Annotated in this window: 22 protein-coding genes and 1 pseudogene; all 23 read right to left on the reverse strand. The window is 59.3% G+C overall.

Going from position 1 to position 26443, the window contains the following annotated elements:
- Nucleotides 1–42: 42 nt before the first annotated feature.
- The 23 genes and pseudogenes from C1713_RS06215 to C1713_RS06325 all read right to left on the reverse strand — a co-directional run bounded on the left by C1713_RS06215 (nucleotide 43) and on the right by C1713_RS06325 (nucleotide 26432).
- The gene (locus C1713_RS06215) at nucleotides 43–1446 is read right to left on the reverse strand and encodes a flagellin N-terminal helical domain-containing protein (RefSeq protein ID WP_102493344.1); all 1404 of its coding nucleotides are present in this window, start codon (nucleotides 1444–1446) and stop codon (nucleotides 43–45) included.
- A gap of 203 nt (nucleotides 1447–1649) precedes the next feature.
- Nucleotides 1650–1979, reverse strand: coding sequence for an RpnC/YadD family protein (locus C1713_RS06220; RefSeq protein ID WP_212669093.1), 330 nt, complete (start codon nucleotides 1977–1979; stop codon nucleotides 1650–1652).
- A gap of 110 nt (nucleotides 1980–2089) precedes the next feature.
- Nucleotides 2090–2467: a biotin/lipoyl-containing protein gene (locus tag C1713_RS06225; protein WP_102493345.1), complete on the reverse strand. Its 378-nt coding sequence runs from the start codon at nucleotides 2465–2467 to the stop codon at nucleotides 2090–2092.
- A 51-nt stretch (nucleotides 2468–2518) separates the two neighbouring features.
- A complete protein-coding gene (locus C1713_RS12060; RefSeq protein WP_006690222.1) occupies nucleotides 2519–2656 on the reverse strand; it encodes a hypothetical protein in 138 nt (45 codons plus the stop codon).
- A gap of 18 nt (nucleotides 2657–2674) precedes the next feature.
- Entirely contained in the window at nucleotides 2675–4204 is a 1530-nt protein-coding gene (mmdA, locus tag C1713_RS06230) for a methylmalonyl-CoA decarboxylase subunit alpha (RefSeq protein WP_009753858.1), read from the reverse strand.
- Nucleotides 4205–4272: 68 nt separating this feature from the next.
- Nucleotides 4273–4689 carry a methylmalonyl-CoA epimerase gene (gene mce, locus C1713_RS06235; protein WP_006690224.1) on the reverse strand — a complete coding sequence of 139 codons (417 nt, stop codon included), beginning with the start codon at nucleotides 4687–4689 and terminating at the stop codon, nucleotides 4273–4275.
- 42 nt (nucleotides 4690–4731) lie between these two features.
- Nucleotides 4732–5673, reverse strand: coding sequence for a methylmalonyl Co-A mutase-associated GTPase MeaB (meaB, locus tag C1713_RS06240; RefSeq protein WP_102493346.1), 942 nt, complete (start codon nucleotides 5671–5673; stop codon nucleotides 4732–4734).
- A gap of 129 nt (nucleotides 5674–5802) precedes the next feature.
- Nucleotides 5803–6198 carry a cobalamin B12-binding domain-containing protein gene (locus C1713_RS06245; protein WP_006690226.1) on the reverse strand — a complete coding sequence of 132 codons (396 nt, stop codon included), beginning with the start codon at nucleotides 6196–6198 and terminating at the stop codon, nucleotides 5803–5805.
- Nucleotides 6199–6283: 85 nt separating this feature from the next.
- Nucleotides 6284–7930 (reverse strand): acyl-CoA mutase large subunit family protein, encoded by a 1647-nt coding sequence (locus tag C1713_RS06250; RefSeq protein ID WP_006690227.1) that lies wholly within the window; start codon nucleotides 7928–7930, stop codon nucleotides 6284–6286.
- Between the two features lie 107 nt (nucleotides 7931–8037).
- On the reverse strand, nucleotides 8038–9534 hold the full coding sequence (locus tag C1713_RS06255; RefSeq protein WP_102493347.1) for an acetyl-CoA hydrolase/transferase family protein: 1497 nt from the start codon (nucleotides 9532–9534) through the stop codon (nucleotides 8038–8040).
- Nucleotides 9535–10200: 666 nt separating this feature from the next.
- Entirely contained in the window at nucleotides 10201–10884 is a 684-nt protein-coding gene (locus tag C1713_RS06265; protein ID WP_102493348.1) for a redox-sensing transcriptional repressor Rex, read from the reverse strand.
- Nucleotides 10885–10886: 2 nt separating this feature from the next.
- Nucleotides 10887–12230: an O-antigen ligase family protein gene (locus tag C1713_RS06270; RefSeq protein ID WP_102493349.1), complete on the reverse strand. Its 1344-nt coding sequence runs from the start codon at nucleotides 12228–12230 to the stop codon at nucleotides 10887–10889.
- Between the two features lie 5 nt (nucleotides 12231–12235).
- Nucleotides 12236–13537: a bifunctional folylpolyglutamate synthase/dihydrofolate synthase gene (locus C1713_RS06275; RefSeq protein ID WP_102493350.1), complete on the reverse strand. Its 1302-nt coding sequence runs from the start codon at nucleotides 13535–13537 to the stop codon at nucleotides 12236–12238.
- Nucleotides 13538–13546: 9 nt separating this feature from the next.
- The gene (locus tag C1713_RS06280; protein WP_102493351.1) at nucleotides 13547–16210 is read right to left on the reverse strand and encodes a valine--tRNA ligase; all 2664 of its coding nucleotides are present in this window, start codon (nucleotides 16208–16210) and stop codon (nucleotides 13547–13549) included.
- Between the two features lie 139 nt (nucleotides 16211–16349).
- Nucleotides 16350–18914, reverse strand: coding sequence for a sulfatase-like hydrolase/transferase (locus tag C1713_RS06285; RefSeq protein WP_245871008.1), 2565 nt, complete (start codon nucleotides 18912–18914; stop codon nucleotides 16350–16352).
- Nucleotides 18915–18937: 23 nt separating this feature from the next.
- On the reverse strand, nucleotides 18938–20602 hold the full coding sequence (locus C1713_RS06290) for a formate--tetrahydrofolate ligase (RefSeq protein ID WP_102493353.1): 1665 nt from the start codon (nucleotides 20600–20602) through the stop codon (nucleotides 18938–18940).
- Nucleotides 20603–20614: 12 nt separating this feature from the next.
- A complete protein-coding gene (gene folD, locus C1713_RS06295) occupies nucleotides 20615–21469 on the reverse strand; it encodes a bifunctional methylenetetrahydrofolate dehydrogenase/methenyltetrahydrofolate cyclohydrolase FolD (protein WP_102493354.1) in 855 nt (284 codons plus the stop codon).
- An 11-nt stretch (nucleotides 21470–21480) separates the two neighbouring features.
- Entirely contained in the window at nucleotides 21481–22329 is an 849-nt protein-coding gene (locus C1713_RS06300; RefSeq protein WP_039981342.1) for a 4-hydroxybenzoate octaprenyltransferase, read from the reverse strand.
- An 8-nt stretch (nucleotides 22330–22337) separates the two neighbouring features.
- On the reverse strand, nucleotides 22338–23798 hold the full coding sequence (locus tag C1713_RS06305) for a menaquinone biosynthesis decarboxylase (protein WP_009753846.1): 1461 nt from the start codon (nucleotides 23796–23798) through the stop codon (nucleotides 22338–22340).
- 54 nt (nucleotides 23799–23852) lie between these two features.
- Nucleotides 23853–24671, reverse strand: a complete 819-nt coding sequence (gene tatC, locus C1713_RS06310) for a twin-arginine translocase subunit TatC (RefSeq protein ID WP_102493355.1) — start codon at nucleotides 24669–24671, stop codon at nucleotides 23853–23855.
- A 3-nt stretch (nucleotides 24672–24674) separates the two neighbouring features.
- Nucleotides 24675–24893, reverse strand: coding sequence for a twin-arginine translocase TatA/TatE family subunit (locus C1713_RS06315; RefSeq protein WP_009753844.1), 219 nt, complete (start codon nucleotides 24891–24893; stop codon nucleotides 24675–24677).
- An 81-nt stretch (nucleotides 24894–24974) separates the two neighbouring features.
- A pseudogene (locus C1713_RS12570) lies at nucleotides 24975–25399 on the reverse strand (Sec-independent protein translocase subunit TatA/TatB).
- A gap of 67 nt (nucleotides 25400–25466) precedes the next feature.
- Nucleotides 25467–26432, reverse strand: coding sequence for a polyprenyl synthetase family protein (locus C1713_RS06325; protein ID WP_009753842.1), 966 nt, complete (start codon nucleotides 26430–26432; stop codon nucleotides 25467–25469).
- Nucleotides 26433–26443 lie beyond the last annotated feature (11 nt).

The following is a 26443-nucleotide window of genomic DNA, read 5'->3' on the forward strand; positions in this document are numbered from 1 at the left end:
TCCCCTCCAATTGTCCTAGGACTATCGGAGGGGCTTCACTGTTTACTTCAACAGGCTGAGTACCGTGCTCGAGTTCTGGTTCGCCTGCGCAAGCATCGCCTGCGCTGCCTGTGTGAGCACGTTATTCTTTGTATACGCCGTCATTTCCTTCGCCATATCCGCGTCGCGAATGGTCGACTCCGATGCCTGCACGTTCTCCGCCGCAACGATCAGATTATTGCTCGTATACTGGAGACGGTTCTGCACCGCGCCGATATTGACCGCCTCATCCGTCGCCTTGATCAGTGCATTGTCAAATACGTTGATCGCCGCATTTGCCGCCTCACGCGTCGTCAGCTGAACCTTCGGTCCCATACCGACAACCTGCGTATCCGTAAAGTTCGGCGGCAGCGGGATCAGCGGAGGCGGCAGCGGCTGATGATCCCAACCGTTTCCGCTCTGGGACTGAAGTCCGAGTGCCGCGGAGCGCATATCGGTAAAGCCGACCTTGATCTCCTGATTCGCACGCGTTCCCGTCTGGAGAACCAGGGAATTGTCCTCGGACGGGTTCTGCCCGCGGATCGTCTCCTTGAATGCATCGAGGGTGGCGTTGACATCGTTGCGGATCTTCCCCTCGCTGTCGGTCACACAGAAGGTAAGGCCCGCAATCTGTCCATCGACGCCCGGCTTATTTGCCTGCACCGTGATGCCGGGCTTGTTGTCCGGCGTATAGACCGGACGATTGTACTCATCCATGCCGATCAGTTCATTCGTCGGACCAAGCCCCGCATGGGACTCTGTCACAAGACGAATCGCCGCAGCGATGTCCAACGTGTCCCCAATGGGGCTGACCGAGCGCGTATAGGTGACGCCGTCCTTTACCCACGACGCCGTGAGCGTATCGGACGGGAGGATGCCGAGATCATTTCCATCGCGGCGCTTCAGCTCCGTCAGGAAGGTCGAGCCTGTCGTATCCGTAGAGAGGCTCATATTCGTAAAGCAGGTAAACGTCCCCTGCCCCCCCGGGCCGCCGACGAAGCCGTTGCGCGAGCCGTCGATGAGGTACTTTCCGTTATATGTCGTCAGCGCATTCTCATCGATCTGGTCGATCAGCTTATCAACCTCTTTCTGGATGAGTCTGCGGTCCTCGTCCGTATTCGTATCGTTCGCAGCGTTGATCGCCTTTTCCTTCAGCGTCTTCAGAACTTCCACCGTGGACTGCACCGCACCCTCTGCCGTACGCAGGAGCGCCGTGCCGTTCTTTGTATTCTTGTCGTCCTGATCGAGCGAACGCACCTGAACGCGCATCCGCTCGGAGATCGCCATCCCCGAGGCATCGTCGCCGGCGCTGTTGATCTTCATGCCCGAAGAAACCTTTTGCAGGCTCTGTGACAGCGCGCTCTGATTCTTGTTCAACGTGTTGAGCGTATTCACCGCCGACATATTGTTTTTGACCACCATCGCCATAAAGACTGCCTCCCTGACTGTTATCTATGGTTCGTCCATGCCATTCTATGATTGCATAAATAGACGGAATCCGCCGTCCTAATATTTTTATCGACGAAAGGAAGGGACAACTTAAGAATGTACTATTATTTTATTTTCATTCTTTCTTCCGTACGACACGATACACAGGACATCACGCGACTCATCTGATTTTGTCCTGATCATCAGGAGAAAACCATGCCGTTTTCCTGGGCAAACGCGCGCAGTTCATCCTCCGGCACCTCTGCGATCTGAGCTGCTGTATGGAGTGGTGTGCCTGCCCGCATAAAGCGCAATGCGGTATGAAGCGTGCCAGCCTGACGCCCCTCGGCTCGCCCCTCGGCTCGCCCGCGCCGCATTCCCTCTTCGATGCCAGCACGGTGTTGTTTCTGGTATTCCATATAGAGTGTCATGTATTCCCGCCTCATTTCGTCCTGTCGTTTGACACGTTCAACTTCCTGCTCCATTTCCTGTGCGAGTTCGCTCTGTGCCTTCTGTCCATCAACGAATTTCACAATTGGCTTGTATCTTCTGCTCTCATTATAGATAATCCCTTCCCTTCGGTCAACATGAGCATCAAAAAAGGAGCCCCTTGCGGGACTCCCAATGTTTTTGATAAAAGAGCTTAGCCGAGGATCACGAGCGAGTCGCGTACCTTGACAGACTGGCCTGCCGTGACGTTGATCGCCTTGACCGTGCCATCAGCATCTGCAGCAATCTCGTTCTGCATCTTCATCGCCTCGAGGATGAGGAGCGTGTCGCCTGCCTTGACCGACTGACCGACCGAGACTTTGACCTCAACAATCTTGCCCGGCATCGGTGCATCCACCGAGCGCTCACCGGCGGCAGCAGCCTTCGGTGCGGCAGCGGGAGCAGCCGGAGCAGCAGCCTTCGGCGCAGCAGCCGGAGCAGCGGCTTTCGGCGCAGCAGCACCCGCAGCGCGTACTTCCTCAACCTCAACTTCATAAGCAGTGCCGTTGACCGTGATGTTGAACTTTTTCATGTGTGATTCCTCCAACGCTAAAATTGACAATACTCTTATCCCGCAGGACGCTCAGCGCCTGCTGCGGTTGGCAAGCGTCCAGACCTCGGCGGGTTTGACGCTCACAGCAACGACCTTGTTGCCCGTCGTCGCCTGGACGGCGGCGGTGATGGCGGCGATGACCTCGGGCGCCACATTGTTTGCAGCCATTCTATCCCTCCTGCTGAATCAAAGCGGAATGTTCCCGTGCTTCTTCGCGGGGTTGTCCTCACGCTTGCTCGAAAGAGCGTTGAGTGCCGTGATGATGTAGGGGCGCGTCTCGCTCGGCGTGATGACCATGTCGATGTAGCCGCGCTCTGCCGCCTTGTACGGGGTTGCGAACTCCTCGATGTACTCTGCCGTACGTGCCTCCTTGTCGGGATCCTTGCGGAAGATGATGTTTGCCGCACCCGCAGGTCCCATGACGGCGATCTCAGAGGTCGGCCATGCCATGACCTGATCGGCACCCAGCTCACGGTTGCACATGGCGATGTAGGAACCGCCGTACGCCTTGCGCGTGATGACCGTGATCTTGGGTACGGTTGCTTCGCTGTATGCGTAGAGCATCTTCGCGCCGTGACGGATGATGCCGCTGTACTCCTGATCGACGCCCGGCAGGAAGCCCGGTACGTCGACGAGGTTGACGAGCGGGATATTGAATGCATCGCAGAAGCGGATGAAGCGCGAGGACTTGTTCGATGCGTCGACATCGAGACAGCCTGCCATGACGTTCGGCTCGTTCGCAATGATGCCGACGGTACGTCCGTCAAAGCGCGCGAAGCAGCAGATGATGTTCGTTGCGAAGTGCTGATGTACCTCGTAGAACTCGCCGTTGTCGACGAGGCTGCGGATGACATCCTTCATGTCATACGGTGCGTTCGGGTTGTCCGGCACGACCGTGTTGAGGCTCTCATCCTGACGATTCGGATCGTCGCCCGTCTCCACGCGCGGCGTTTCCTCCATGTTGTTGCTCGGGAGGAAGGAGAGCAGGTAGCGGATCTGCTCGATGCAGTCCTCATCGTTCTCCGCCGCGAAGTGTGCGACGCCGGAGCGGGAGTTGTGCGTCATCGCACCGCCAAGCTCCTCCGCCGTGACCTCCTCCGCCGTGACGGACTTGATGACGGCAGGTCCGGTGATGAACATCTGGCTCGTGTTCTTCACCATGAAGATGAAGTCCGTGAGCGCCGGGCTGTAGACCGCGCCGCCCGCGCAGGGTCCCATGATGACGGAGATCTGCGGGATGACACCCGATGCCTTCGTGTTGCGGTAGAAGATGCCGCCGTAGCCCGAGAGCGCATCGACCGCCTCCTGGATGCGTGCGCCGCCCGAATCGTTGATGCCGATGCAGGGTGCGCCCATCTTCATGGCGAGGTCCATGACCTTCCAGATCTTATGTGCGTGCTTTTCGCCGAGCGAGCCGCCCTCGACCGTGAAGTCCTGTGCAAATGCGTAGACGAGGCGGCCGTCAATCGTGCCGTAACCCGTCACAACGCCCTCGCCGGGCAGTTCCTTTTTCTCCTGTCCAAAATTGGTGCAGCGATGGCGCACGAACATATCGAGCTCGACGAAGGTGTCCTCATCGAACAGCAGGTTCAGGCGCTCACGCGCGGTGAGTTTGCCCTTGCTGTGCTGCTTCGCGATGCTCTTTTCACCACCGCCCTGCATGAGATGCTCTTTTTTCGCCAGCATCAGCTCAATTTTTTCCTGGACTGTGGACATTCTATCCCTCCTGTATCTCTGTCAAATCCTCGGGATGCCCGAGGAGATCAACTGCGGCAGTATGCTGCTCAGCGATCCGGATGCTCACAGATTTCGAGGAGAACGCCCTTCGTCGCCTTCGGATGAAGGAAGGCGATCTTTGCGCCGCCCGCACCGATGCGCGGCTTCTCGTCGATCATGCGGACGCCCTTCGCCATGAGGTCAGCAATGGCGTTCTCGATGTTGTCGACGCGCAGGGCAACGTGCTGGATGCCCTCGCCCTTCTTCTCGATGTATTTTGTGATCGGGCTGTCAGGCGCCGTGCCGATCAGCAGCTCAATCTCACTTCCGTTCGGCGTCGGATGGAAGGTCGTCGTGACCTTCTGCTCTGCGACGGTCTCCTGATTCGTGCAGGGAATGCCGATGATGTCCGACCAGAGTTTCTTTCCTTCTTCGAGATCCTGTACGGCAATGCCGATGTGATCTACACCAAGAATTTTGAACATGTCAAACTTCCTCCTTGGAGAAGTGCGTCTCTGCGCACTCACTCACTTCGTTAACATTTCGCTCATGACCCCGCCCACTACGGTGTAAGGGTCGGTCTCATGTGCCTTGATTTGCGCCACATAGTCGTCCAGTCGTCCCGTATCGACGATGAGGCTCTCGATGCTCCGCCGTACGCCCGCATGGAGGATGTCGAGCATCTCATCGCGCGTGCGGCGGGTGCGCCGCTCGGCAAGCACGCCGTTCTCCTCGATGTGGCTGCGGTGCTCCTCGATTGTGTCGACGAGCTCCGTGATGCCTTCGCCGCGGTTCGCGACGACCTTGCGGATGGGCGGACGCCAGTCAGACATGTGATCGTCCAGATCGAGCATCATGTTGATCTCGCGGACGAGCTTGTCTGCCCCGTCGAGATCGGATTTGTTGATCGCGAATACGTCGCCGATCTCCAAAATGCCCGCCTTGATCGCCTGAATGTCATCGCCCATGCCCGGAATCAGCACAACCATCGTCGTGTCCGCCGCCCGCACAATATCCACCTCGGACTGCCCGACGCCGACGGTCTCGACAAAGATGACATCTTTGCCGAACGCATCCATCGCCTTGACTGCATCCGCCGTCTTGTGGGAGAGGCCGCCGAGGCTGCCGCGTGTGCCCATGCTGCGGATGAAGACGCCCTCGTCGAGCGTCAGGTCATTCATACGGATGCGGTCGCCCAGTATGGCGCCGCCGGAAAAGGGGCTTGTGGGGTCGACGGCAATGATGCCGACGGTCTTTCCGCGCTTTCTGTACTCCTTGGCAAGCTTATCCGTCATCGTGCTCTTGCCGGCACCCGGCGGACCTGTGATGCCAAGGACGTAGGCATGACCGGTATGCGGATAGAGCGCCTTCATGATGTCGGTGGCATCCGCCCGCTCATTCTCGATCGCCGTGATGGCGCGCGAGAGTGCAAGGCGGCTGCCCTTCAGCACCTCGGCTGCAATATCCATACGCCCACCTCCTTCGCGCTGTGATTTCATAAGAACATAGGGAATGGATGACCGGACAATCGGATTGCCTGTCATCCATCCTTTCAGGAAAGCACCGCACGAGGCAGTGTCTCCAAGCAAATCAGGCGCTTATGCCTTCACATGTTCCTTGATGAAATTCACAACGTCGCTCGTCGGTGTGCCCGGCGTGAAAACTTCGGCAATGCCCGCCGCCTTCAGTGCAGGGATGTCGCCCTCTGGGATGACGCCGCCGCCGATGACGAGGACGTCATCCATCCCCTTCGCACGGATGAGCTCGACAACCTTCGGGAAAAGATGCGGATGCGCACCCGAGAGGATGCTCAGCGCAACAACGTTGACGTCTTCCTGCAGAGCAGCCTCGGCGATCTCCTCCGGCGTCTGGCGAAGTCCCGTGTAGACGACCTCAAAGCCGGCATCGCGCAGAGCGCGTGCGACGACCTTCGCGCCGCGATCATGACCATCCAGACCCGGTTTTGCAACGAGCACTCTGATTTTTTCTGCCATTTTTCTATTCCTCCTGAACGGAGCCGCCGCACTCCTCGTGCGGCGTCCCCTGTGCATTCATCCAACAGCCGTTCGCGCGTACCGCTTAGAGATTGACGTGTGCCTCGTACTCGCCGAACACCTCACGCATGACACCGCAGATTTCGCCGAGTGTCGCGTAGGTCTTGACCGCTGCGAGGATATGCGGCATGAGGTTCTCGTGCTCGTCGGCGCAGGCCTTCTTGAGCGCGGCAAGGGCTGCCTGAACGGCGGCGTTGTCGCGCTTTGCCTTCATGGCCTCGACCTTTGCCTTCTGCTTCTCGCCGACGGAAGCGTCCACCTTGAGGAGGTTCTTCGGAGCTTCCTCCTCCACTTGGAACTTGTTGACGCCGACGATGACGCGTGCACCGGACTCAACGTCCATCTGCCACTTGTACGCGCTGTCCTGGATCTCTTTCTGGATGTAGCCCTTCTCAATTGCCGCAACCGCGCCGCCGAGATCGTCGATCTTCTTGATGTACTCCCACGCCTCTTTCTCGATGCGGTTCGTCATCGCCTCGACGTAGTAGGAGCCTGCGAGCGGATCAACCACATCAGCAAGTCCGCTCTCGTACGCGACGATCTGCTGCGTACGGAGGGCAACCATGACCGACTCCTCCGTCGGAAGCGCGAGCGCCTCGTCACGGGAGTTCGTATGGAGCGACTGCGTGCCGCCCATGACCGCCGCTGCGGTCTGGAGCGCGACGCGGACGATGTTGTTGTTCGGCTGCTGTGCGGTGAGCATCGAGCCTGCCGTCTGCGTATGGACGCGGAGCATCATGGATTTCGGCTTCTCTGCATGGAAGCGCTCCTTCATGACCTTCGCCCAGATGCGGCGGGAGGCGCGGAACTTCGCGACCTCCTCGAGAACGTTGTTGTGTGCGTTCCAGAAGAAGGAGAGGCGTCCGGCAAACGCATCGACGCTGAGGCCTGCCTTGATCGCAGCCTCAACGTAGGCAATGCCGTCCGCGATGGTGAATGCAATCTCCTGCGATGCCGTGGAACCGGCCTCGCGGATGTGGTAGCCCGAGATGGAGATGGTGTTCCAGTTCGGGACGTTCTTGGAGCAATATTCAAAGATGTTCGTGATGAGGCGCATGGACGGGCGCGGCGGGAAGATGTACGTACCGCGTGCCGCATACTCCTTCAGAATGTCATTCTGGATGGTGCCCTTAAGCTTGTCCGCCGACACACCCTGCTTCTCTGCCACAGCAATATACATTGCGAGCAGGACGGATGCAGGAGCGTTGATCGTCATAGACGTGGAGACCTTGCCGAGATCGATCTGATCAAAGAGGATCTCCATATCGGCAAGGGAGTCGATCGCGACGCCAACCTTGCCGACCTCGCCCTCGGAGATCGGATCCGTGGAGTCGTAGCCGATCTGCGTTGGGAGGTCAAATGCACAGGAAAGTCCCGTCGCACCGCTCTCGATGAGGTAACGATAGCGCTTGTTGGACTCCTCCGCCGTGGAGAATCCTGCGTACATGCGCATCGTCCAGAAGCGTCCGCGGTACATCGTCGGCTGCACGCCGCGCGTGTAAGGATAGACGCCGGGGAAACTGATGTCCTCTGCATAGTCCGTCTCCTGGATATCGAGCGGGGTGTAGAGGCCCTGCTCGGGGATGTGCGGACGTGCCGGGAACTTTGCCGTGGCTTTTTCTACGGCAGCATTGTACTTGTCAAGCTCCGCCTGGATCTTTTCATTGCTCATGAAAGTCTTCTCCTTTACCTTTTACAGTTCTCATTGGGTTATATAATATATACTGTGGACGGGAGCGCAGATGCCGCGCTCCCGAAAGCACCGATGGATACGTCGGATTACTTCTGCATCGAGCCCGTTGCGAGGAAGCGCTGATGGAAGGACAGCGCCTCGTCCAGCAGATGCGGTGTCTGTGCGCCCTTCGTTGCGGCAAGGGCGCGCTCGTAGTAGTCGAGCAAGAGCGGACGGAAGTCCGGGTGTGCGCAGTGGTTGATGATCTCGAGGGCACGCTCACGCGGGCATTTGCCGCGCAGGTCGGCAACGCCCTGCTCCGTAATGACGACGTCCACATCGTGTGCGCTGTGGTCGACGTGCGAACAGAACGGAACGATGGACGAGATCTTGCCGCCCTTTGCCTCGGACTGCGTGTAGAAGATCGTGAGGTAGGCGTTGCGTGCGAAGTCGCCGCTGCCGCCGATGCCGTTCATCATCTTTGAGCCCGTGACGTGCGTGGAGTTGACGTTGCCGTAGATGTCGACCTCGATCGCCGTGTTCATCGCAATGACGCCGAGACGGCGGACAACCTCGGGGTTGTTCGAGATTTCCTGCGGACGGAGCATCATGATCTTCTTGTACTTGTCGATGTCCTTGTAGAAGCGCTGGAGTCCCTCAGGCGACGGTGAGAACGCCGTGCCGGACGCAAATTTCAGCTTGCCCGCATCGGCGAGGTCGAACATGCCGTCCTGAATGACCTCGGTATAGACCTCGAGATCCGTGAAATCGGAGTTCACAAACCCGGCGATAACGGCGTTTGCCACATTGCCGACGCCCGACTGCAGGGGAAGCAGTCCCTTGGGCATGCGTCCCTCGGCGATCTCCTTTTTGAGGAAATCCACCGTAAACGCGCCCATTTTGCGTGCAATATCATCGACCGGCGCAAGAGCGCGGGTCTTGTCCGTGATGTCGCAGGGAACGATGTATTTGATTTTCTCATGCGGACATGGAATGAACGTCGTACCGATGCGGTCGCCCGCCTTTGTGATGGGGATAGGCAGACGGTTCGGCGGATCGAGCGGGATATAGATGTCGTGCATTCCGACGAGTTCCATCGGCTGGCTCGTGTTCACCTCAACGATGACCACATCCGCACTCTGAACGAACGACGGGGTATTGCCGACCGAGGTGGAAGGGATGATGCCCTCGTCTGTGATGGCGACCGCCTCCACGAGGGCAACATCGATCTTGCCGAGGAAGCCTTCGCGCGACTGCTGTGCCACCTCGGAGAGGTGCATGTCGATATAGTTGATCTTGCCGGAGTTGATTGCGCTGCGCAGTGCCGTGTTCGTCTGGTACGGGAGGCGCTGTTTGATCCCCTCTGCCTCTGCGAGTGCACCGTCGAGCTCAGGGCCCGTCGAAGCCCCCGTCCAGATATTTACTTTGAACGGATTCTTCTTCATGCGTTCAGCGATGGCAAGCGGCACTGCCTTCGGATAGCCGGACGGAGTGAAGCCGCTCGCGCCGATGGTCATACCGTTGGCAAAGTACTCCGCTGCCGTCTCCGCGCTCACAATACGATCCGTCAGGGACTTCGGTACGCGATCGGAAATATCGATCATAGAATAACCTCCCTCAGATACAGCGGACAGTACGCGGAACACACGAACTATCACAGCACATGTCTCATGACTGTGATTTTTAGGAAACACTGATAAAATGAGGTCTGCCAGATTGGCGTAGATTTTTTCGTCCGAACGAGGTGGAAAACCGGACGCAGAGTGGTGCTCTGTGGAGGATTTTCCGCCGAAGTGCGGGCAAAAAAGATGCGTCAAGATGGTTGTACCGAATTTATCAGTGCTTCCTTTATTTCATGATTCCCTTACCGCCGTCACCCATGAATACTCTCCTGACGCAGTCGGCATATAATTTTGACAGCAATCTTGAATCCCTCTGTTTTCTCGTAAATCCCCCGTAAATAGGGGCTGTATGGGGTATCCGAAATAACTGTAGATTATCGTACCTCTCTACGCCAATTATATCTTTCCTAAGAATATCACGAAAAAAAAATGCCGTCAAGATTACATTGACGGCATTTTCTGTGAATTTGTGAAAAAAGAGGAAAAGTATTTATTCGTCCTGTAAGGAAGCACTGATAAACTCAGCACCGCCCTCTTAGCGCATCTTTTTTGCCCGCTCAATGCCTGCAAATCCTCCACATAGCTTTGGCTATGCGTCCGGTTTGCCTCCTCAATCGGACGAAAAAATCTACGCCAATCTGACGTACTTCATTTTATCGGCGATTCCTTATAATTTTTTTCAGACAACACGTCATTTTCCGTGCCGCGATGCGTCAGGTAGTAGGAGAGCGCGCTCAGTCCCACCGAGAGATCCTCGCTGACGAAGGGGACGGACGGCGGCACGTGCAGCTTCACGGGAGCAAAATTCCAGATGCCGCGGATGCCCGCCGCGATGAGCTGATCTGCAGCGCTCTGCGCTTGTGCAGCGGGAACAGCAATCACACCGATCTGAATATTCCGCTCGGCGATGATCTCTGAGAGATAGGCAATGTCCTCCACGCGCCGTTCCCCGACACGCGTGCCGATGACGACGGGGTTGCTGTCAAAGATCGCCGCAAGGCGGAAGCCGAGGCGAGCAATGCCCTGATAGTTCGCGAGCGCCGCGCCCAGATGCCCCATGCCGACAATGGCGAGGCTGAGGTGCTGGTCGAGGCCGAGGATGCCGCCGATACTCTCCTTGAGCTCTGCGACGTAGTAACCGACGCCCTTTTTTCCGAACTGTCCGAAGGTGGTGAGATCCTTGCGGATCTGCTCGGGATTGATCGAGAGACGGCGGCCGAGTTCCTCGGAGGAAGCGATGCTGACGCCTTCGTCACTGAGCTGCCGCAGGCAGCGGTAGTAGCGCGGCAGGCGATCGACGGTTGCCTTGGATATCGATGGATGTTCCTGCATAGTTATCCTTCCTTCATCTCCCCCGCCATCGTATGCACGGCCGCAGCCATCGCGGCGAGCATCCAGAGCAGCATAGAGGACGGTATATTAAAGAGAAGATGATCCGTGATCCCGTTCAGGGCAACGGAGAGCATGGCGAGCCCGATGCCGAGGGCAAGGCCCTCCACAAATTTTTTGCTGCGCCATGCCATGAGTGCCTCACGCACATCGGCGACGGCGTGCCACTCGTGTTCGTGTGCCGCGAGCACGTCCGCCCACGGCGGGGTTTTGCGAGGCAGGCGGAAGGCGAGCAGCAGCGAGCCGAAGAAGAACCAGAAGAAGGCGAGCGCCCCCGGGATGCCGATCTCCGCCGCATAGTTCAGATACATATTGTGCGCGTGAACGATCTGCACGGGTGCTCCCTGCAGATAGAAGTCATACTCTGGGTAGACCATGAAGTACATCCCCCAGCCGATGCCGAGGAAGGGATGATCCATAATCATCGCCACGGTGCTCTCCCAGAAGGCAAGCCGCATCTCCGAGGAGGTGTCGATCCGCGTAAAGACGGAGAGCAGGCGATCCGAGAGTACGGGGTCAAAGAAGAGGACCCCCGCGCCAATGGCGACGATGCCGAGGAGCACGCGCCAGTCACGCAGTACACCGTACCCCGCCAAGAGGATACCGATCACGAGGCACGCACCGCGCGCATAGGTCATGCCAAGGCACGCGAGCGCGAGGACGAGGATCGTGAGCGCCAGGCCGCGTCGCCAGCCCGAGAGGCCGACCGCCAGGCCGAGTGCCAGGCAGGCGACGATGTCGAGGTAGCCCGCGAGGATGTTTGGATTCTCCCACGTCGAAAAAACGCGCTTCGACAGTTCCGGAAATGCCGCGCCGTCCACCCATTTCATCGCCGAGATGTCGATGCCGAAGATGAACTGATAGAAGCCGTAGAGAATGACTAGCGCAGCAGACAGGGCCATCGCAATCACAACGCGCTGCACCTCACGGGATGTGCGTACCGTTTGACCGACAAGCAAATAGGTTGAGACATAGATGGGAACGAGATGGGAGAAATTATAAAGACTGAACGAAACATCCGGCGCAATAAACACTGACAGAAAGCTGATGACAAGAAAGAGCAGCGCCGGCGCATCGTACGGCATCCGGCACAGATGGAAATCTCGCTCAATACACAGGCGCAGAAGAATCGCAACACAACCAATCCCCAGTGCCACATGAGCCACAAGCGGCAGGAGCGGGATAAGGAACGCCTCGGCGATGACGGCATACATCATGCAGCGTCCCAGACGCGCCCCCCAACGCTGCCGGCGGTGCCTGCGGCGGCGTTCCTGGATATCCTCTGCCATACGCCTCACCTCCTTGCCGTAAGCATGGCGCGAATGCCGCCCACGAGGTAGAGTGATCCTGCCGCGACGAGCAGCGCATCCGCTGCGTGTGCGCGCGCAATCGCCTCTGAGAGGCCCGCCGCAGGGTCACCTGCTGCATGTGTGACTGCCCCCATGCCCGCCGCCACAGCGGCGACGAGATCCGCGCCCGCAGCGCGCTCCGAGTTGGGGCGTACGGTCACGACCTGATCGCCGGGGCGCAGAAGAATCGCCAGCATGCGGTCGATGTCCTTGTCCTTCAGGATGCCGAGCAGAAAGACGCGCGGCTGCGCAGGAAAATAGGCGTCAAGCCCCGCGCGCAGCGCCTGCATTCCGGCGGGATTATGCGCGCCGTCCACGACGACAGTCTGTCCCCCGCAGGAGAGGATCTCAAAACGTGCGGGATGATGCACTGTACGCAGAGCCGTACGGACAGCGTCCTCGGTGATACGCTCATCCTCAGGAGCCATAAGCTCCGCCGCCATGATGGCGAGCGCGGCGTTCTCCGCCTGATAGGGTCCCGCAAGAGCGATTTCAAAGGGTTCCGGTGCACGAGAGACAACGGAGCGGAACGAAATGCACTGACCGCCGTTCTCCATACGGAGCATCTGCGCAGAAAAGTCCTCCCCATAGACGAAGAGGTCGGCGCCCAGCTCCTCTGCGCGTGCCGCAATGATGGAAAGGGGCTCGCCCGCTGCCGCCGTAATGACGGGCACGCCCTCCTTGATGATGCCTGCCTTATGCTCCGCGATGCCCGCGAGCGTACCGCCGCAGCGGTCGGCATGATCCATTGCCACATTGGTGATGATCGTCAGTTCCGGCAGAACGACATTCGTCGAGTCAAGCAGCCCGCCGAGCCCCGTTTCGACCACGGCGACCTCCGCCTTTTCTTCCGCAAAATAGAGGAAGGCGAGTGCCGTCAGTGCCTCAAACTGCGTGGGATGTTCATGCCCCTCCGCCGTCATGGCATCGGCCGCCGCGCGCACGCGCGTAAGAAGCGCCGCAAACTGCTCCTCTCCGATCTCCTCTCCGCCGACGCTCATGCGCTCCGTATAGGAGACGAGATGCGGCGAAAGGTACCGCCCGGAGCGGATGCCGGACGCGCGGCATACGGCGTCCATCATCTGCGTGACGGAGCCCTTGCCGTTTGTTCCTGCGATATGAATGACGCGATAGCTGCGCTCAGGATGTCCGAGCCGTGCGCACAGCTCCTCCATGCGCGCGAGTCCGAGGCGGATGCCGAAGGTATTCAGTTCATCCAGATAATGCAGTGACTCCTCGTAGTTCATCGAATCACCTCAAAGCTTCTCGAGATCCGTGAGGCGCGTCCGTATGAGGGCGATCTTCTCCTCATAGCCAGCCAGCTTCTCGCGCTCTGCGGCAACGACGGCGGCAGGAGCCTTCGACGTAAATCCCTCATTCGAGAGTTTGCCCGTCAGGCGTGCGATCTCCTTTTCGAGATTCGCACGCTCCTTCGTCAGGCGCGCCGTCTCCTTCTCCACATCAATCAGCCCCGCGAGCGGCAGATAGACCGCCGCGCCCGCGAGTGCCCCCGTCACCACATTCTCCGGATCGGGGGCATCCGCCGCGAGGAAGGAGACCTCCGAAGCGGATGCGAGGGCAAAGAAGTAGTCCTCATGCGCGGCAAACACATCGGCGAGAGCCGCGTCGCGCACGCGCAGGATGAGCGTGCTCTTTTTGCTCGGCGGCGTGCCGAGCTCCGCACGCAGATTGCGCGTCGTCTTAATGACCTCCATGATCGCAGTCATCGACGCCTCTGCCTCCGCGTCGATTTCCGCCTCCGACACCTCGGGCCACGGCGCACGCATAATGCTCTCGCCCTCGTGCGGCAGTTTCTGCCAGATCTCCTCGGTCAGGAACGGCATGAAGGGATGCAAAAGGCGCATCGTACGCTCCAGCACGGTACGCAGAACATAGAGCGCCGTATTCTTTGCGCGGACATTCTCCTTGTCATAGAGGCGTGCCTTCGTCAGCTCGATGTACCAGTCGCAGAACTCGCTCCACAGGAACTCGTAGATCGTGCGTCCCGCCTCACCGAGCTCATAGTGCTCGAGGTTTGCCGTCACGTCGCGCGTCGTCTCCTCCGCGCGCGAGAGGATCCAGCGGTCGGCGAGCGTATAGTCCTCCGCCGTCGGCACAAACGATGCATCCGATCCTTCGAGATTCATCAGCATGTAGCGCGAGGCATTCCAGATCTTGTTCGCAAAATTGCGCGCCGCCTCGACGCGCTCCCAGTAGAAGCGCATGTCGTTGCCGGGCGTATTGCCCGTGATGAGCATGAAGCGGAGCGTATCCGCACCGTACTTTTCAATGACCTCCACGGGGTCAATGCCGTTGCCGAGGGACTTTGACATCTTGCGCCCCTCGCTGTCGCGCACGAGCCCGTGGATAAAGACATCGCGGAACGGCACATCGCCGCCGAAGCGCAGCCCCATCATGACCATGCGCGCCACCCAGAAGAAGATGATGTCATAGCCCGTCACGAGCACTGACGTCGGATAGAAGTGACGCAGATCGACCGTCTGCTCCGGCCAGCCGAGCGTCTCGAACGGCCAGAGGGCGGAGCTGAACCACGTGTCGAGCACGTCCTCGTCCTGGTGAAGGTCCGTACTGCCGCAGTGCGGGCACGCCGTGAGGTCATCGCGCGATACGGAGGTCTCGCCGCAGTGCGCACAGTGCCACGCGGGGATGCGGTGTCCCCACCAGAGCTGGCGCGAGATGCACCAGTCGCGAATATTTTCAAGCCAGTTTTCGTAGATTTTCGTGAAGCGCTCGGGGACAAAGCGGATCCTGCCGTCGCGCACCGCCTCAATCGCGGGCTTCGCGAGGCCCTCCATGCGGACGAACCACTGCTTCGATACGAGCGGCTCGATCGTTGTCTTGCAGCGTGAGCAGTGTCCGACGGCGTGCTCATGCTGTTCCGTGCGCACGAGGGCGCCCGTCTCCTCGAGCTCCTTCACGAGTGCCTTGCGGCACGCATAGCGGTCCATCCCCGCGTAGCGTCCCGCGTTCTCGTTCATCGTACCGTCGGCATGGATGACAACAACCTGCTCGAGATTGTGCCGCTGTCCCATTTCAAAGTCGTTCGGATCGTGTGCGGGCGTCACCTTGACCGCGCCCGTTCCGAAGGCAGGATCGACGTAAGCATCGGCAAAGAGCGGGATGCGGCGTCCCACCACGGGCAGGATCAGCGTCTTGCCGACAAGCGCCTTGTACCGCTCATCATCGGGGTGTACCGCGACGCCCGTATCGCCGAACATCGTCTCGGGGCGCGTCGTCGCGATCTCCACATAGTCATCCGTGCCCTCAATCGGATAGCGCAGATGCCAGAGGTGTCCCGCCTCCGTCTCATGCTCGACCTCGATGTCCGAGATCGCCGTCATGCAGGAGGGGCACCAGTTCGTGATGCGCGTCCCCTGATAGATCAGGCCCTGTTCATAGAGACTGACAAAGACCTCGCGCACAGCGCGGGAACAGCCCTCGTCCATCGTGAACCGCTCACGGTCCCAGTCACAGGACGCGCCGAGCATCCGCAGCTGATACATAATACGGTCGCCGTACTGCTGCTTCCAGTCCCAGACACGCGTAAGGAACTTCTCTCTGCCGAGGTCAAAGCGCGTCGTGCCCTCCTCGCGCAGTGCCGCCTCCACCTTTGCCTGCGTCGCGATCCCCGCATGGTCGCAGCCCGGAATCCAGACCACATTCTTGCCGCGCATGCGCTGATAGCGCACGAGGATGTCCTGCAGCGTATTGTCGAGGGCATGCCCCATGTGGAGCTGGCCCGTCACATTCGGCGGCGGGATCACCACGCTGTACGGCGTACGGCTCTCGTCTGCCTCGTCGTGGAACAGCTTATGCTTCTCCCAGTAATCATACCACTTCCGCTCAAAGCTCTGCGGGTCGTATGTCTTTGGAATATTGGCACCGGATTCCTGACTCATCGATCTATTCCTCCCGAAAGAAACGCCCTCGTCCCGCGGGGACGAAGGCGTCCGCTCATCTATGAATTGCACTCGTTAGAATAGCACAAAACCGCGTTTTTTGCAAGATGCAGACCTAGGTACGGCCTGTTCCGATGATTTACCGACGAAAGCTCTTGGTATAGTTCCACACGATGTCAAGGAACTGCCGCGCCAGTGCATCGTCAAATATCTCACGATAGTCATCATTTCGCTCGTGAATATGGTAGGTATATGAATCCAACGATACCGTCCCATCCTCACGCGTAAATTCCGTCGTCTCGAGATGAAATGCATGCTGCTCCGTGCGCACGCAGATCTTATACGTCTGTCCGGGATAGATGGAGTTGCTGACCGTATAGGCACGCCGCTGTCCGCCGAACACCGCAGGCAAATTCCCGTCAAGATACGGCGCATCAATCGGATAGCCCGCGAGTTTACCGAGGATCTTGTAGATGTCCACCGTACTCGTCAGCTCGTCCACGCGCCCGCGCGCCGGTACCCCCGCACCCCGCGCCATCAGTGCTGCCCCCGTCTGTTCCTCACTGAGGAGATACGGACTGCGTGCATACACAGGCGCACCGTGATCGGAATAGAGCAGGACAATGTACTCATCGTCGTCATAATGTGTGGTAATGTAATCAAAAAGATAGCCGAGCTGGCGGTCCATCGCCTGCACCTCATAGCGATTGACATATTGGCTGAGCGGGTTTGGCTTGAGAAATACCGAAGCACTTGGATCCTGCTCCTGCAGTGCATCTTTGAGCGGCAGATGCGTCTGCGCTTTTGCCGGAGATGGAATATCGCAGTTATTGGGATGTGAATCCCCAACGTGGAGAAAAACAAAATTGTCACATTCATCAAACGCATCCAGATGGCGAATCGTTCGTTCTACACCGTCCACAGCGCGCATAATCCAAGGATTGATGATCAATCGGTCATAACCGCGCGAAGCACCGTTATAAATAAAGGAACTTTCCCCCATCAGATTGACACAGTAATAGCCGAGCTGTTTCATCTGTTCCGACACAGTGACATAGGACGGAGAAAGCACAAACGGCCTGCCGGGCTCTGCAATCTGCGTGTAGTGTTGATACAGCCCCGTTTCGATGGAAGCAAGCGAGGGATAGGTATACTCAGATGCAGAGAAGTTATTGTCAAAGATGACCCCGCGCTGAAAGAATCTCATCAGGTTGGGAACGAGGCGAAATTTTTCCCGCCTCATCTCCTGCCAAGCCAATCCATCCACCAAAAGATTCAACACAATCTTTCTTCGGTGCGCGGCATGATGGAGCACAATGGGTGCCCCCACAGCAAACGGCGCATCGGATTGAATTTGCGTGGGCTGCTCAATACGATAGAACGAAAACTCCCCTCTGCTCAGGATCATGGAGTGCTCGCCCTCGGGGTCCATAAAGTCGACTCTCTGTTTTTCCTTTTTCGCAGCAATCGGAACGAGAAGTGGTTCCCTTCCCTGTGGTGCAATGACCGTCTTTGCTTTTTCCTCCGCTTTGATAAGATCAAAGGTCATGTCGCAAAAAAGACTTGTTCTATCCGCCTCCATCGCTGCATTCATAAGGGACAACAGTCTCGCCCTAACGTGCATCTGACCATAGGGATTATAGATCCCCGCCCAGTAACGAGGAAGATCGTCCGAAAAGCGCAGCACCTCTTCGGCAAGGGGCACAATGAAGGCAGACTGTATCTTCCCGCCAACAAAAGAAGCACGATGCACAAACGGTGCATAGCGTGCATCCGAGTCAGCGACCGTAATGGCGTGTAAACAGGCAGACATTTTCGCAGGATCGCGTGGGAGTCTCAGTTCCGTCTTCTCTGCGGAGAGCACCTGATATTTTACTGCCTGCGCAAACTCCCCCACGGCATGATAGGCACGAGACAGAAAATCACATGCACGCGCACTCATCTTCCGCTTTTCGTATGCCGCTTCTCCATAGGCAATGGCCGCATCCACATCCTGCCGCCATAGTGCTTCCTCCCCACGGAAGAGCTCATATTCCTCTCCCTCGGGACAGAGCTGATGATACTCCTCGGCACAGCGCTGCATCGCCGCACCAAAGTCATTCCGCTGTACCGCATCCATCAGCTGTGCGGCGCATTCCTGCACACGTGCATCGCGGACAGCACGTGAAAAGCGTTCTGCCGCCCGTGTCAGTTCGTCTGCATCACCACGAAAAAAGAGCTGCGCATGATGGAGCATCTGCCAGCCGTCTTCCCGTTCCCCCAGAAGAAAACGTCGGTGCTCCTTTGTAAAGAGCACCGCGTTTGTATTGGATATGGGAAAGCAAAGCACAGGGAGATGATCGTAGTCCGGCAAAGCTGCATCGGGGCGCAGCAGGGCAAATGCACGGCAATTTTCGGCGTAGTTCTCCCGCAGCGCCGCCTCATTAGGCTGATAGACAACGGAAGAGAGCAGCTCAAAGAGGCTCATATTGCCGCGCTCATTGTACGCCGTCATCAAAAGGCGCACGCCCTCCGCATAGCCTTCGGCATCGAAGGACTCTGCCGACAGAGCGAGCAATGTCTCGCCGAGGCGCACGCGCGCCATATAGGCCGTATCCTCGTCCTGTCTCTCTGCATCGAGCGCAAGATATGCCCGTGCTTCCGCACAAAGTTCCCCGTATGCGCCGCACTCTGCCAGTTCCTGCAGTCGCTTTGCGATGTCCATCTCTGCCGTGCCCCCTATCTCACTTAGAACAGTCCCGTGATCACACCGTCCGCCGTGATGTCCATGCCCATCGCGGCGGGCACTTTCGGCAGTCCCGGCATGGTGAGGACATTGCCCGTGAGGGCGACGACGAAGCCCGCTCCGCAGGAGGCGCGCAGCTCGCGCACAGTGATGCGGAAGCCCGACGGACGTCCGAGGAGTTCGGGGTTGTCGGAGAAGGAGTACTGCGTCTTAGCCATGCAGACGGGTGTCTCCGTCATGCCGAGCGCATCCATCTCCACGAGCTGCTTCTTTGCTGCATCGGTAAAGTCCACGCCGTCCGCGCCGTAGATCTCCCGCGCGATGGTCTCGATCTTCTCCGCGATGGGCTTTTCCGCATCGTAGATGGGGTGAAAATGCGCCGGCTGCCGGAGTGCTGCGTCTACTGCATCCGCCATGGCAAGTCCGCCCTCGCCGCCCTTTGCCCAGACCTCGGAGCGCACGGCAGGTGCACCGAGGCGCGCGCAGAGCTCCTCGAGGAGAGCGAGCTCCGCCTCGGTGTCCGTCGGAAATACGTTGACGGCGACGACGGCGGGCACGCCGAACTTTCCGATGTTCTCGATGTGCTTTTCGAGGTTCGCCGCGCCACGCTGCAGGGCGTCCAGATTCTCCGTGCCGAGGTCACTCTTTGCCGCGCCGCCGTTCATCTTGAGCGCACGCACGGTGGCGACAATGACGACGGCATCGGGGGCGAGCCCCGCAAGGCGGCATTTGATGTCAAAGAATTTCTCCGCGCCGAGATCCGCACCGAAGCCTGCCTCCGTGACGACGTAGTCCGCACAGCGCAGTGCTGCCTTGGTCGCTGCGACGCTGCTGCACCCATGGGCGATGTTCGCGAAGGGGCCGCCGTGGATGAGGGCGGGTGTCCCCTCGATGGTCTGCACGAGGTTGGGCTTCACGGCATCCTTAAAGAGGAGGGTCAAGGCCCCCGTCGCACCGATCTCCTCCGCGTGCACGGGACGTCCGCCGCGCGTATAGCCGATGAGGATGCGCCCAAGGCGCCGCTTCATGTCGGCGAGATCCTCCGCCAGACAGAGGATTGCCATCATCTCCGAGGCGACGGTGATGTCAAAGCCGGACTCCCGCGGCACGCCATGGACGCGCCCGCCGAGCCCCGTGACGACGTGACGCAGGGCGCGGTCATTGATGTCGAGAACGCGCTTCCACACGATGCGGTTCACGTCGAGATCGAGTGCGTTGCCCTGAAAGATGTGGTTGTCGATGAGTGCGGCGAGAAGGTTGTGCGCCGTCGTGATGGCGTGAAAGTCTCCCGTAAAGTGGAGGTTGATGTCCTCCATGGGGACGACCTGCGCATAGCCCCCGCCCGCCGCGCCGCCCTTCATGCCGAAGCATGGGCCGAGCGACGGCTCGCGCAGGGCAACGATGGTCTTTTTGCCCTGCCGATGGAGGGCATCGGCAAGCCCGACGCTCGTCGTCGTCTTGCCCTCACCTGCGGGGGTCGGGTTGATCGCCGTGACGAGGATGAGCTTTCCCTGTTTTCCATGGGCGCCCGCAAGGGATTCGCGCGTCAACTTTGCCTTGTACCTGCCGTACGGCTCGATCGTATCCGCATCAATGCCCAGCGTGGCCGCAATTTCTGTAATGGGGCGAAGTTTGGCTTCGCGCGCGATTTCGACATCGGATTTCATGGTGTATCCTCCTTAGGGGTTCTGCGCTTTGGCTGCCTGTACTACATTCTCCATCAGCATGGCGACGGTGAGAAGTCCGACGCCGCCCGGCACGGGCGTGATCGCCCCCGCGACAGCCGCCGCGGCGTCAAAGTCCACGTCGCCGACGAGCTTCTTCGGCGCGATGCGGTTGATGCCGACGTCGATCACCGTCGCGCCCTCCTTCACCATATCCGCCGTGACAAAGCGCGGCCGCCCGACCGCAGCGACGAGGATGTCCGCCGTGCGCGCGATCGCGGCAAGGTTCTGCGTGCGCGAGTGACAGATCGTCACGGTTGCGTTGCGTTCGAGGAGGAGATGCGCCATGGGCTTGCCGACGATGTTGCTGCGCCCGATGATGACGGCGTGCGCCCCCTCGATGGGGATGCCCGCGTAGTCGAGCATGCGGATGCAGCCCGCCGGTGTGCAGGGGCGCGGCCCCGGTGCGCCGAGCACCAGATGTCCGACGTTGACAGGATGGAAGCCGTCCACGTCCTTGCGCGGATCGATATGGGAGAGGATCTCCTCCTCGTCCTCCGCGATCTGCGCGGGCAGCGGCAGCTGTACGAGGATGCCGTGCACCTCCGGATCGACGTTCAGCTCCTCAATGCACGCGAGGAGCTCCTCCTTCGTCGTCTCGGCGGGGAGGGAAATGTGATCCGAACGAATGCCGAGCTCATCACACGTCCGCTGTTTGTTGCGGACGTAGACCTCGGAGGCAGGGTCGCTGCCGACGATGATGACGGCAAGGCGCGGCAAGACGCCCGCCGCCTTCAGCTCTGCGACGCCGCGTGCGGCATCTTCCTTTATCCGTGCGGCAAATTCCTTGCCCGAAAGAATTCGTGCCATCATGCTCTCCTTTATACCATATAGCTGATCCACGTAAAGACAAAAATCGCAATCGAGACGATGCCGTTGCGCATGAAGTACACCTGCGTCACGCGTGAGAAGTCCGTCGGACTCACGATGCGGTGCTGGTAGACGAGGGTCGCTGCTGCAATCGCGACGCCGATGAAGTACGGCCAGTGCAGATGCATCATCGCGCCGAGGGCGATAAAGAGCAGGATCGAGAGGACGTGCATTGCCCGCGCGATCTGGAATGCACCGCGTGCACCGAACGACACCGCGAGGGAGTGAAGTCCCTGACTGCGGTCAAACGCCTCGTCCTGCGCCCCGTACATTGCGTCAAACGCAGCGATCCAGAGGGCGACCGCGAGAAAGAGCACGAGCATCGGCAGCTCGATTTTCCCGCTGACCGCCACCCAGCCGCCCGCCGGCGCCATGCCGATGGCGATGCCGAGGAAGAGATGTACCCATCCCGTCACGCGCTTCATGTACGGGTAGATGAGGAAGGGCACAGCGGCGAACGGCAGGAGACGGATGCAGACCGGATGCACCTGCAGCACGGCGAATATAAGCACAAGGAGGCACACGCCGATAAAGACGAGCGCCTCCTTCTTCGTGACGCGCCCCTGCACCATCGCACGGTAGGCGAGGCGGGGCTGCTGCTTGTCATACTTTAGATCGGCGAGGTTGTCGAGGGCGAGTGCCGCCGACCGTGCCGCCGTGATGGCGAGCACGACCCAGCCGAGCGTCCCGAGCGGCGGATCACCGCCTGCGGCGAGGAGTGCCCCCATGAGGGCGAACGGCAGAGAGAACACGGTATGGTGAAACGCTGTGTTGTTCATATGCGCCCGCAGGCGCTCCATCCACCAGCTCAATCCAGACCGAACTCCTTCCACCGCGCCGTCACGCGCTCCGTGATCTCCTTCGACATCGTGATCTCATCCGGCCACTCACGCGCATGGCCTTCCTCCGGCCACGTCTTCGTCGCGTCGATGCCGAGCTTCGACCCCCACTTTGCCATGGGCGAGGAGTGGTCGAGCACATCGAGCGGTCCCTGCACGATCTCGAGGTCATATTTCGCGTCGATGTTGTTGAAGACACGCCACCAGACTTCCTTCATGTTCTGCACATCGACGTGGGCATCCACGACGATAATCATCTTCACGTTCATCATCTGTCCCATGCCCCAGAGTGCGTGCATGACCTTGCGCGCGTGCATCGGGAACTGTTTCTTGATGGAGACGACGACGCAGTCGTGGAACACACCCTCGAGCGGCATGTTGACATCGACGACCTCGGGCAGCATCTGCTTCAAGAGCGGCAGGAAGATGCGCTCCGTCGCCTTCGCGAGGAAGCAGTCCTCCATCGGCGGGCGTCCGACAACCGTCGCGGCGTAGATGGGATCCTTACGGTGCGTGATCGCCGTGATGTGAAAGACGGGATAGTCGTCTGCGAGGGAGTAGTAGCCCGTGTGGTCGCCGAACGGTCCCTCGCGGCGCATCTCGTCCGTATCGACATAGCCTTCGAGGATGATCTCCGCCGTCGCGGGCACCTCAAGATCGACCGTAACGCACTTCACGAGCTCGACCGATTTATGCCGGAGGAAGCCCGCAAAGACCATCTCGTCGATGTCGCGCGGCAGCGGTGCCGTCGCCGCATAGGTCACGACGGGATCCGTGCCGATGGCGACTGCCGCCTCGATGCGTTTGCCGCCCTGTGCCTTCATTGCGCGGAAGTTCTCCGCTCCGTTCTTGTGGATATGCCAGTGCATCCCTGTCGTACGGCTGTCGTACTTCTGCAGGCGGTACATGCCGACGTTGCGCTTGCCCGTCTCAGGATTCTTCGTAAAGACGAGCGGCAGCGTCACAAAGGGGCCGCCGTCATCCGGCCAGCACTTCAGAATGGGGATCTCGTCAAGATTTGGGTTCTCCGTCTCGATGACTTCCTGACATGGTGCATTTTTCACGTACTTCGGGAAATTGATCGCCTTGCGCGCCATCGGGATGAGCGTCATGAGGTTCATCTTGTTCTGCAGGGAGATGTGCGGGATCTTGAGGAGCTCCGTCAGCTCATCGGCCACGTCGTCGAGCTTCTCCACGCCGAAGGCGAGTGCCATGCGCTCGTAGCTGCCGAACGCATTCATGAGGACGGGCATCTTCGAGCCCTTTACATTCTCAAAGAGCAGGGCAACGTTCTCCGCGCCCTCGCGCTTCGAGATGCGGTCCGTGATCTCCGTGATCTCGAGCTCGGGGTCAACCTCCGCCGTGATGCGGCGGAGCAGTCCACGCTCCTCAAGTGCCGCGATGTATTCGCGCAGATCCTTATATGCCAAGGTATTCCCTCCTAATATATCGTGTTTCTTCTGCGTAACGTGTCCGTCAATCCCCTATTTTCGGAGGATAAAGCGGACGATCAAATACCCCACGCCGTAGAGCGCAATCATCGGCACAGCGATCATCGACTGCGTGAACACATCGGGTGTCGGTGAGATCACAGCCGCGATGACGAACGAGAGAAAGATGACGATGCGCGCGTACTTGCTCAGGAATTTTGACGTGATAAAGCCCAGTTTCCCAAGAATCGTAATGACGAGCGGCAGCTCAAAGACAAAGCCGAACGGCAGGACGAACATGATGACGAACTCAAAATACCGATTGACGGAAAAGAGTGCCTCGAGTTCATCGTTGCCAAACCCCTTGAAGAACATGATTGCCGCAGGGAAGACGAGGAAGAACGAGAATGCCAGCCCGAGGAAGAAGAGCACCACCGAGACGGGAACAACGATGGCGAGCACCATGCGTTCTGACGGTGTGAGCGCGGGCAGAAAAAAGCGCCAGACGTGATAGAAGATCACGGGCAGCGCAAGAAGGAAGCCCACGACGACGGCGATCTTGATGTAGGTAAAAAACGCCTCGGCGGGCTGCATATAGTAGAGTTTTCCGACCGGCAGGGTCAGATAGTGCATGATGTCGCCGATGAAGTAGTAGCCGACCGCCGAGCCGACAGCGACGGCGAGCAGGCACTTGATGAGCCGCGAACGCAGCTCGGTCAGATGCGCGATGAGCGACATGCTGCCGTCGTCATCCTGCGGCGTGTCCACGTCCTCCGGCGGCAGCGGCTTGACCCCTGTTTCCTGCACCGCAGGCACCGACGTCTCTTCGGCCGAGGCCTCCCCCGCGCCGTCCGCTTTCATTTCCTCTGCCATGGATCAGATCTTTTCCTCTTTTTTTGCATTCTCGGGCAGCTGCTTCGTCTCATGCGTCACGTTGATCTCCGCCGGCGGCTCGTCCTTTGCACTATTTGCCGACTTAAACTCCTTGATGCTCTTGCCGAGCGCCTTCCCGATGTCGGGGAGACGGCCGGGGCCAAAGACAACGAGGCCGATGATCAAAATAAGTACGAGTTCGGGAACGCCCAATCCAAACATAATATCCTCCTAAACCATGCCGTTCGGCACAATATCATCGTGATGTTCTGCGCAGCCGTGTTAGAAAAGCTCAGTGATTCCTTAGGACTGCTTCGTCTCTGCGGCCTTCTGCTCGGCGCGGTGTGCCTCGACCGCAGCAGCTGCGGTCTCCGTCGTCGGCGAGGTCGCCGCCGGCGCGGGAGCACTCTGCTGTGCCGCCGGTGCAGCCGGCTCTGCTGCCACTACTGGTGCAGCTGCTGTGCCGCCGGTGCAGCCGGCTCTGCTGCCACTACTGGTGCAGCCTGCTGCGCCGTCGGTGCTGCGGCAGGCTGCGTCTGTGCCGCTGCATTCTGTGCAGGCGGTGGATCAGGTGTGTTGATCGCCGTCGTCAGCGCGTTTGACGCCTTGCGGAACTCGCGCAGGCCCTTGCCCAGCGTCCGCCCCATCTCGGGCAGCTTCCCCGGGCCGAAGACAATCAGCCCCACGATCAAAATCAATACCAGCTCCGGTGCACCGATGCCGAACATAATACATCCTCCTGTATGCGTACATCGAGGTACGCGTTATGGAACCCCTAACGCTGTCAGGACTTCCTCAAAACTCTCTCCGACCGATAAAATCCGCCGCCATGAGGCAGGTCTCACGAATCCGCGGGTCAAGGCTCGCAGGCAGCGCCGCCTTAGCACGCACCAGATAGGCATCCGCCTGTTCCTGCGCATAGTCCAGCCCATCCGAGGCACGCACGAGCGCAAGCGCACGCGCGACCTCCTCTACGGGTTTCTTCGGATTCGTAATGAGTGCCGCGAGCTCCTCCCGCTCCCCCGCGCCAAGCACGGAGAGTGCACGGATGACGGGCAGCGTCACATAGCCCTGTGCGAGGTCATGTCCCGCGGGTTTTCCGATGTCCTCGGAGCTGCGGCGGAAGTCGAGCAGATCGTCCGTGATCTGGAACGCCATGCCGATATCACGGCCGTACTCCGCCATCTGTGCCGTATCGGCAGGGCTCATCCCGCCGATGAAGCCGCCGAGCTCACAGCAGATCTCAAGGAAGTCCGCCGTTTTCTTGCGGATGCGCTCATAGTAGGCATCCTCCCCCGTGGGGATCTGATAGACCGTATGATCCTGCAGGATCTCTCCCTCGCTCAGCGTGCAGACCAGATGCGCCAGCTTGACATAGACGGATGAGTCATAGCCCTCCTCCGCGACGAGCTTGAACGCGCGCGCAAAGATATAGTCTCCGCTCAGGATGGCAATCTGGTTGCCCCACTTCGCATTCGTCGTCTCAGCACCGCGCCGCGTATCCGCCTCGTCGATCACATCGTCGTGTACGAGGGATGCCGTGTGGATGAGCTCGAGCGCCACGGCCACGGGCATCGCACGCGCACGGTCAAACGACGCTCCGCCGCGCGCTGCCAGCAGGAAGAGGGCGGGACGCAGTCGCTTGCCGCCCGAGGAGACAAGGTGCATCCCAACATCCGTGATGAGCGGCGTCTCGGAGACAATCGCCTCCTCCAGCGCAGGCTCAAGTGCTGCGAGATCCTCCTGTATGACATCAAACATGTCGCTTTTCA

The sequence above is a fragment of the Centipeda felix genome (genome assembly GCF_900186465.1).
Classification (GTDB): Bacteria; Bacillota; Negativicutes; order Selenomonadales; family Selenomonadaceae; genus Centipeda; species Centipeda felix.

Coding starts and splice junctions, on each gene's coding strand:
- C1713_RS06315 (WP_009753844.1), bottom strand. CDS start 24,893: ATGTTTGGATTGGGCGTTCCCGAACTCGTACTTATTTTGATCATCGGC.
- C1713_RS06275 (WP_102493350.1), bottom strand. CDS start 13,537: ATGAACTACGAGGAGTCACTGCATTATCTGGATGAACTGAATACCTTC.
- mce (WP_006690224.1), bottom strand. CDS start 4,689: ATGTTCAAAATTCTTGGTGTAGATCACATCGGCATTGCCGTACAGGAT.
- C1713_RS06215 (WP_102493344.1), bottom strand. CDS start 1,446: ATGGCGATGGTGGTCAAAAACAATATGTCGGCGGTGAATACGCTCAAC.
- meaB (WP_102493346.1), bottom strand. CDS start 5,673: ATGGATATTGCAGCCGAGGTGCTGAAGGGCAGCCGCCTTGCACTCTCG.
- C1713_RS12060 (WP_006690222.1), bottom strand. CDS start 2,656: ATGGCTGCAAACAATGTGGCGCCCGAGGTCATCGCCGCCATCACCGCC.
- C1713_RS06225 (WP_102493345.1), bottom strand. CDS start 2,467: ATGAAAAAGTTCAACATCACGGTCAACGGCACTGCTTATGAAGTTGAG.
- C1713_RS06300 (WP_039981342.1), bottom strand. CDS start 22,329: ATGGAGCGCCTGCGGGCGCATATGAACAACACAGCGTTTCACCATACC.
- folD (WP_102493354.1), bottom strand. CDS start 21,469: ATGGCACGAATTCTTTCGGGCAAGGAATTTGCCGCACGGATAAAGGAA.
- C1713_RS06270 (WP_102493349.1), bottom strand. CDS start 12,230: ATGGCAGAGGATATCCAGGAACGCCGCCGCAGGCACCGCCGGCAGCGT.
- tatC (WP_102493355.1), bottom strand. CDS start 24,671: ATGGCAGAGGAAATGAAAGCGGACGGCGCGGGGGAGGCCTCGGCCGAA.
- C1713_RS06245 (WP_006690226.1), bottom strand. CDS start 6,198: ATGGCAGAAAAAATCAGAGTGCTCGTTGCAAAACCGGGTCTGGATGGT.
- mmdA (WP_009753858.1), bottom strand. CDS start 4,204: ATGTCCACAGTCCAGGAAAAAATTGAGCTGATGCTGGCGAAAAAAGAG.
- C1713_RS06255 (WP_102493347.1), bottom strand. CDS start 9,534: ATGATCGATATTTCCGATCGCGTACCGAAGTCCCTGACGGATCGTATT.
- C1713_RS06325 (WP_009753842.1), bottom strand. CDS start 26,432: ATGTTTGATGTCATACAGGAGGATCTCGCAGCACTTGAGCCTGCGCTG.
- C1713_RS06280 (WP_102493351.1), bottom strand. CDS start 16,210: ATGAGTCAGGAATCCGGTGCCAATATTCCAAAGACATACGACCCGCAG.
- C1713_RS06285 (WP_245871008.1), bottom strand. CDS start 18,914: ATGGACATCGCAAAGCGACTGCAGGAACTGGCAGAGTGCGGCGCATAC.
- C1713_RS06290 (WP_102493353.1), bottom strand. CDS start 20,602: ATGAAATCCGATGTCGAAATCGCGCGCGAAGCCAAACTTCGCCCCATT.
- C1713_RS06265 (WP_102493348.1), bottom strand. CDS start 10,884: ATGCAGGAACATCCATCGATATCCAAGGCAACCGTCGATCGCCTGCCG.
- C1713_RS06250 (WP_006690227.1), bottom strand. CDS start 7,930: ATGAGCAATGAAAAGATCCAGGCGGAGCTTGACAAGTACAATGCTGCC.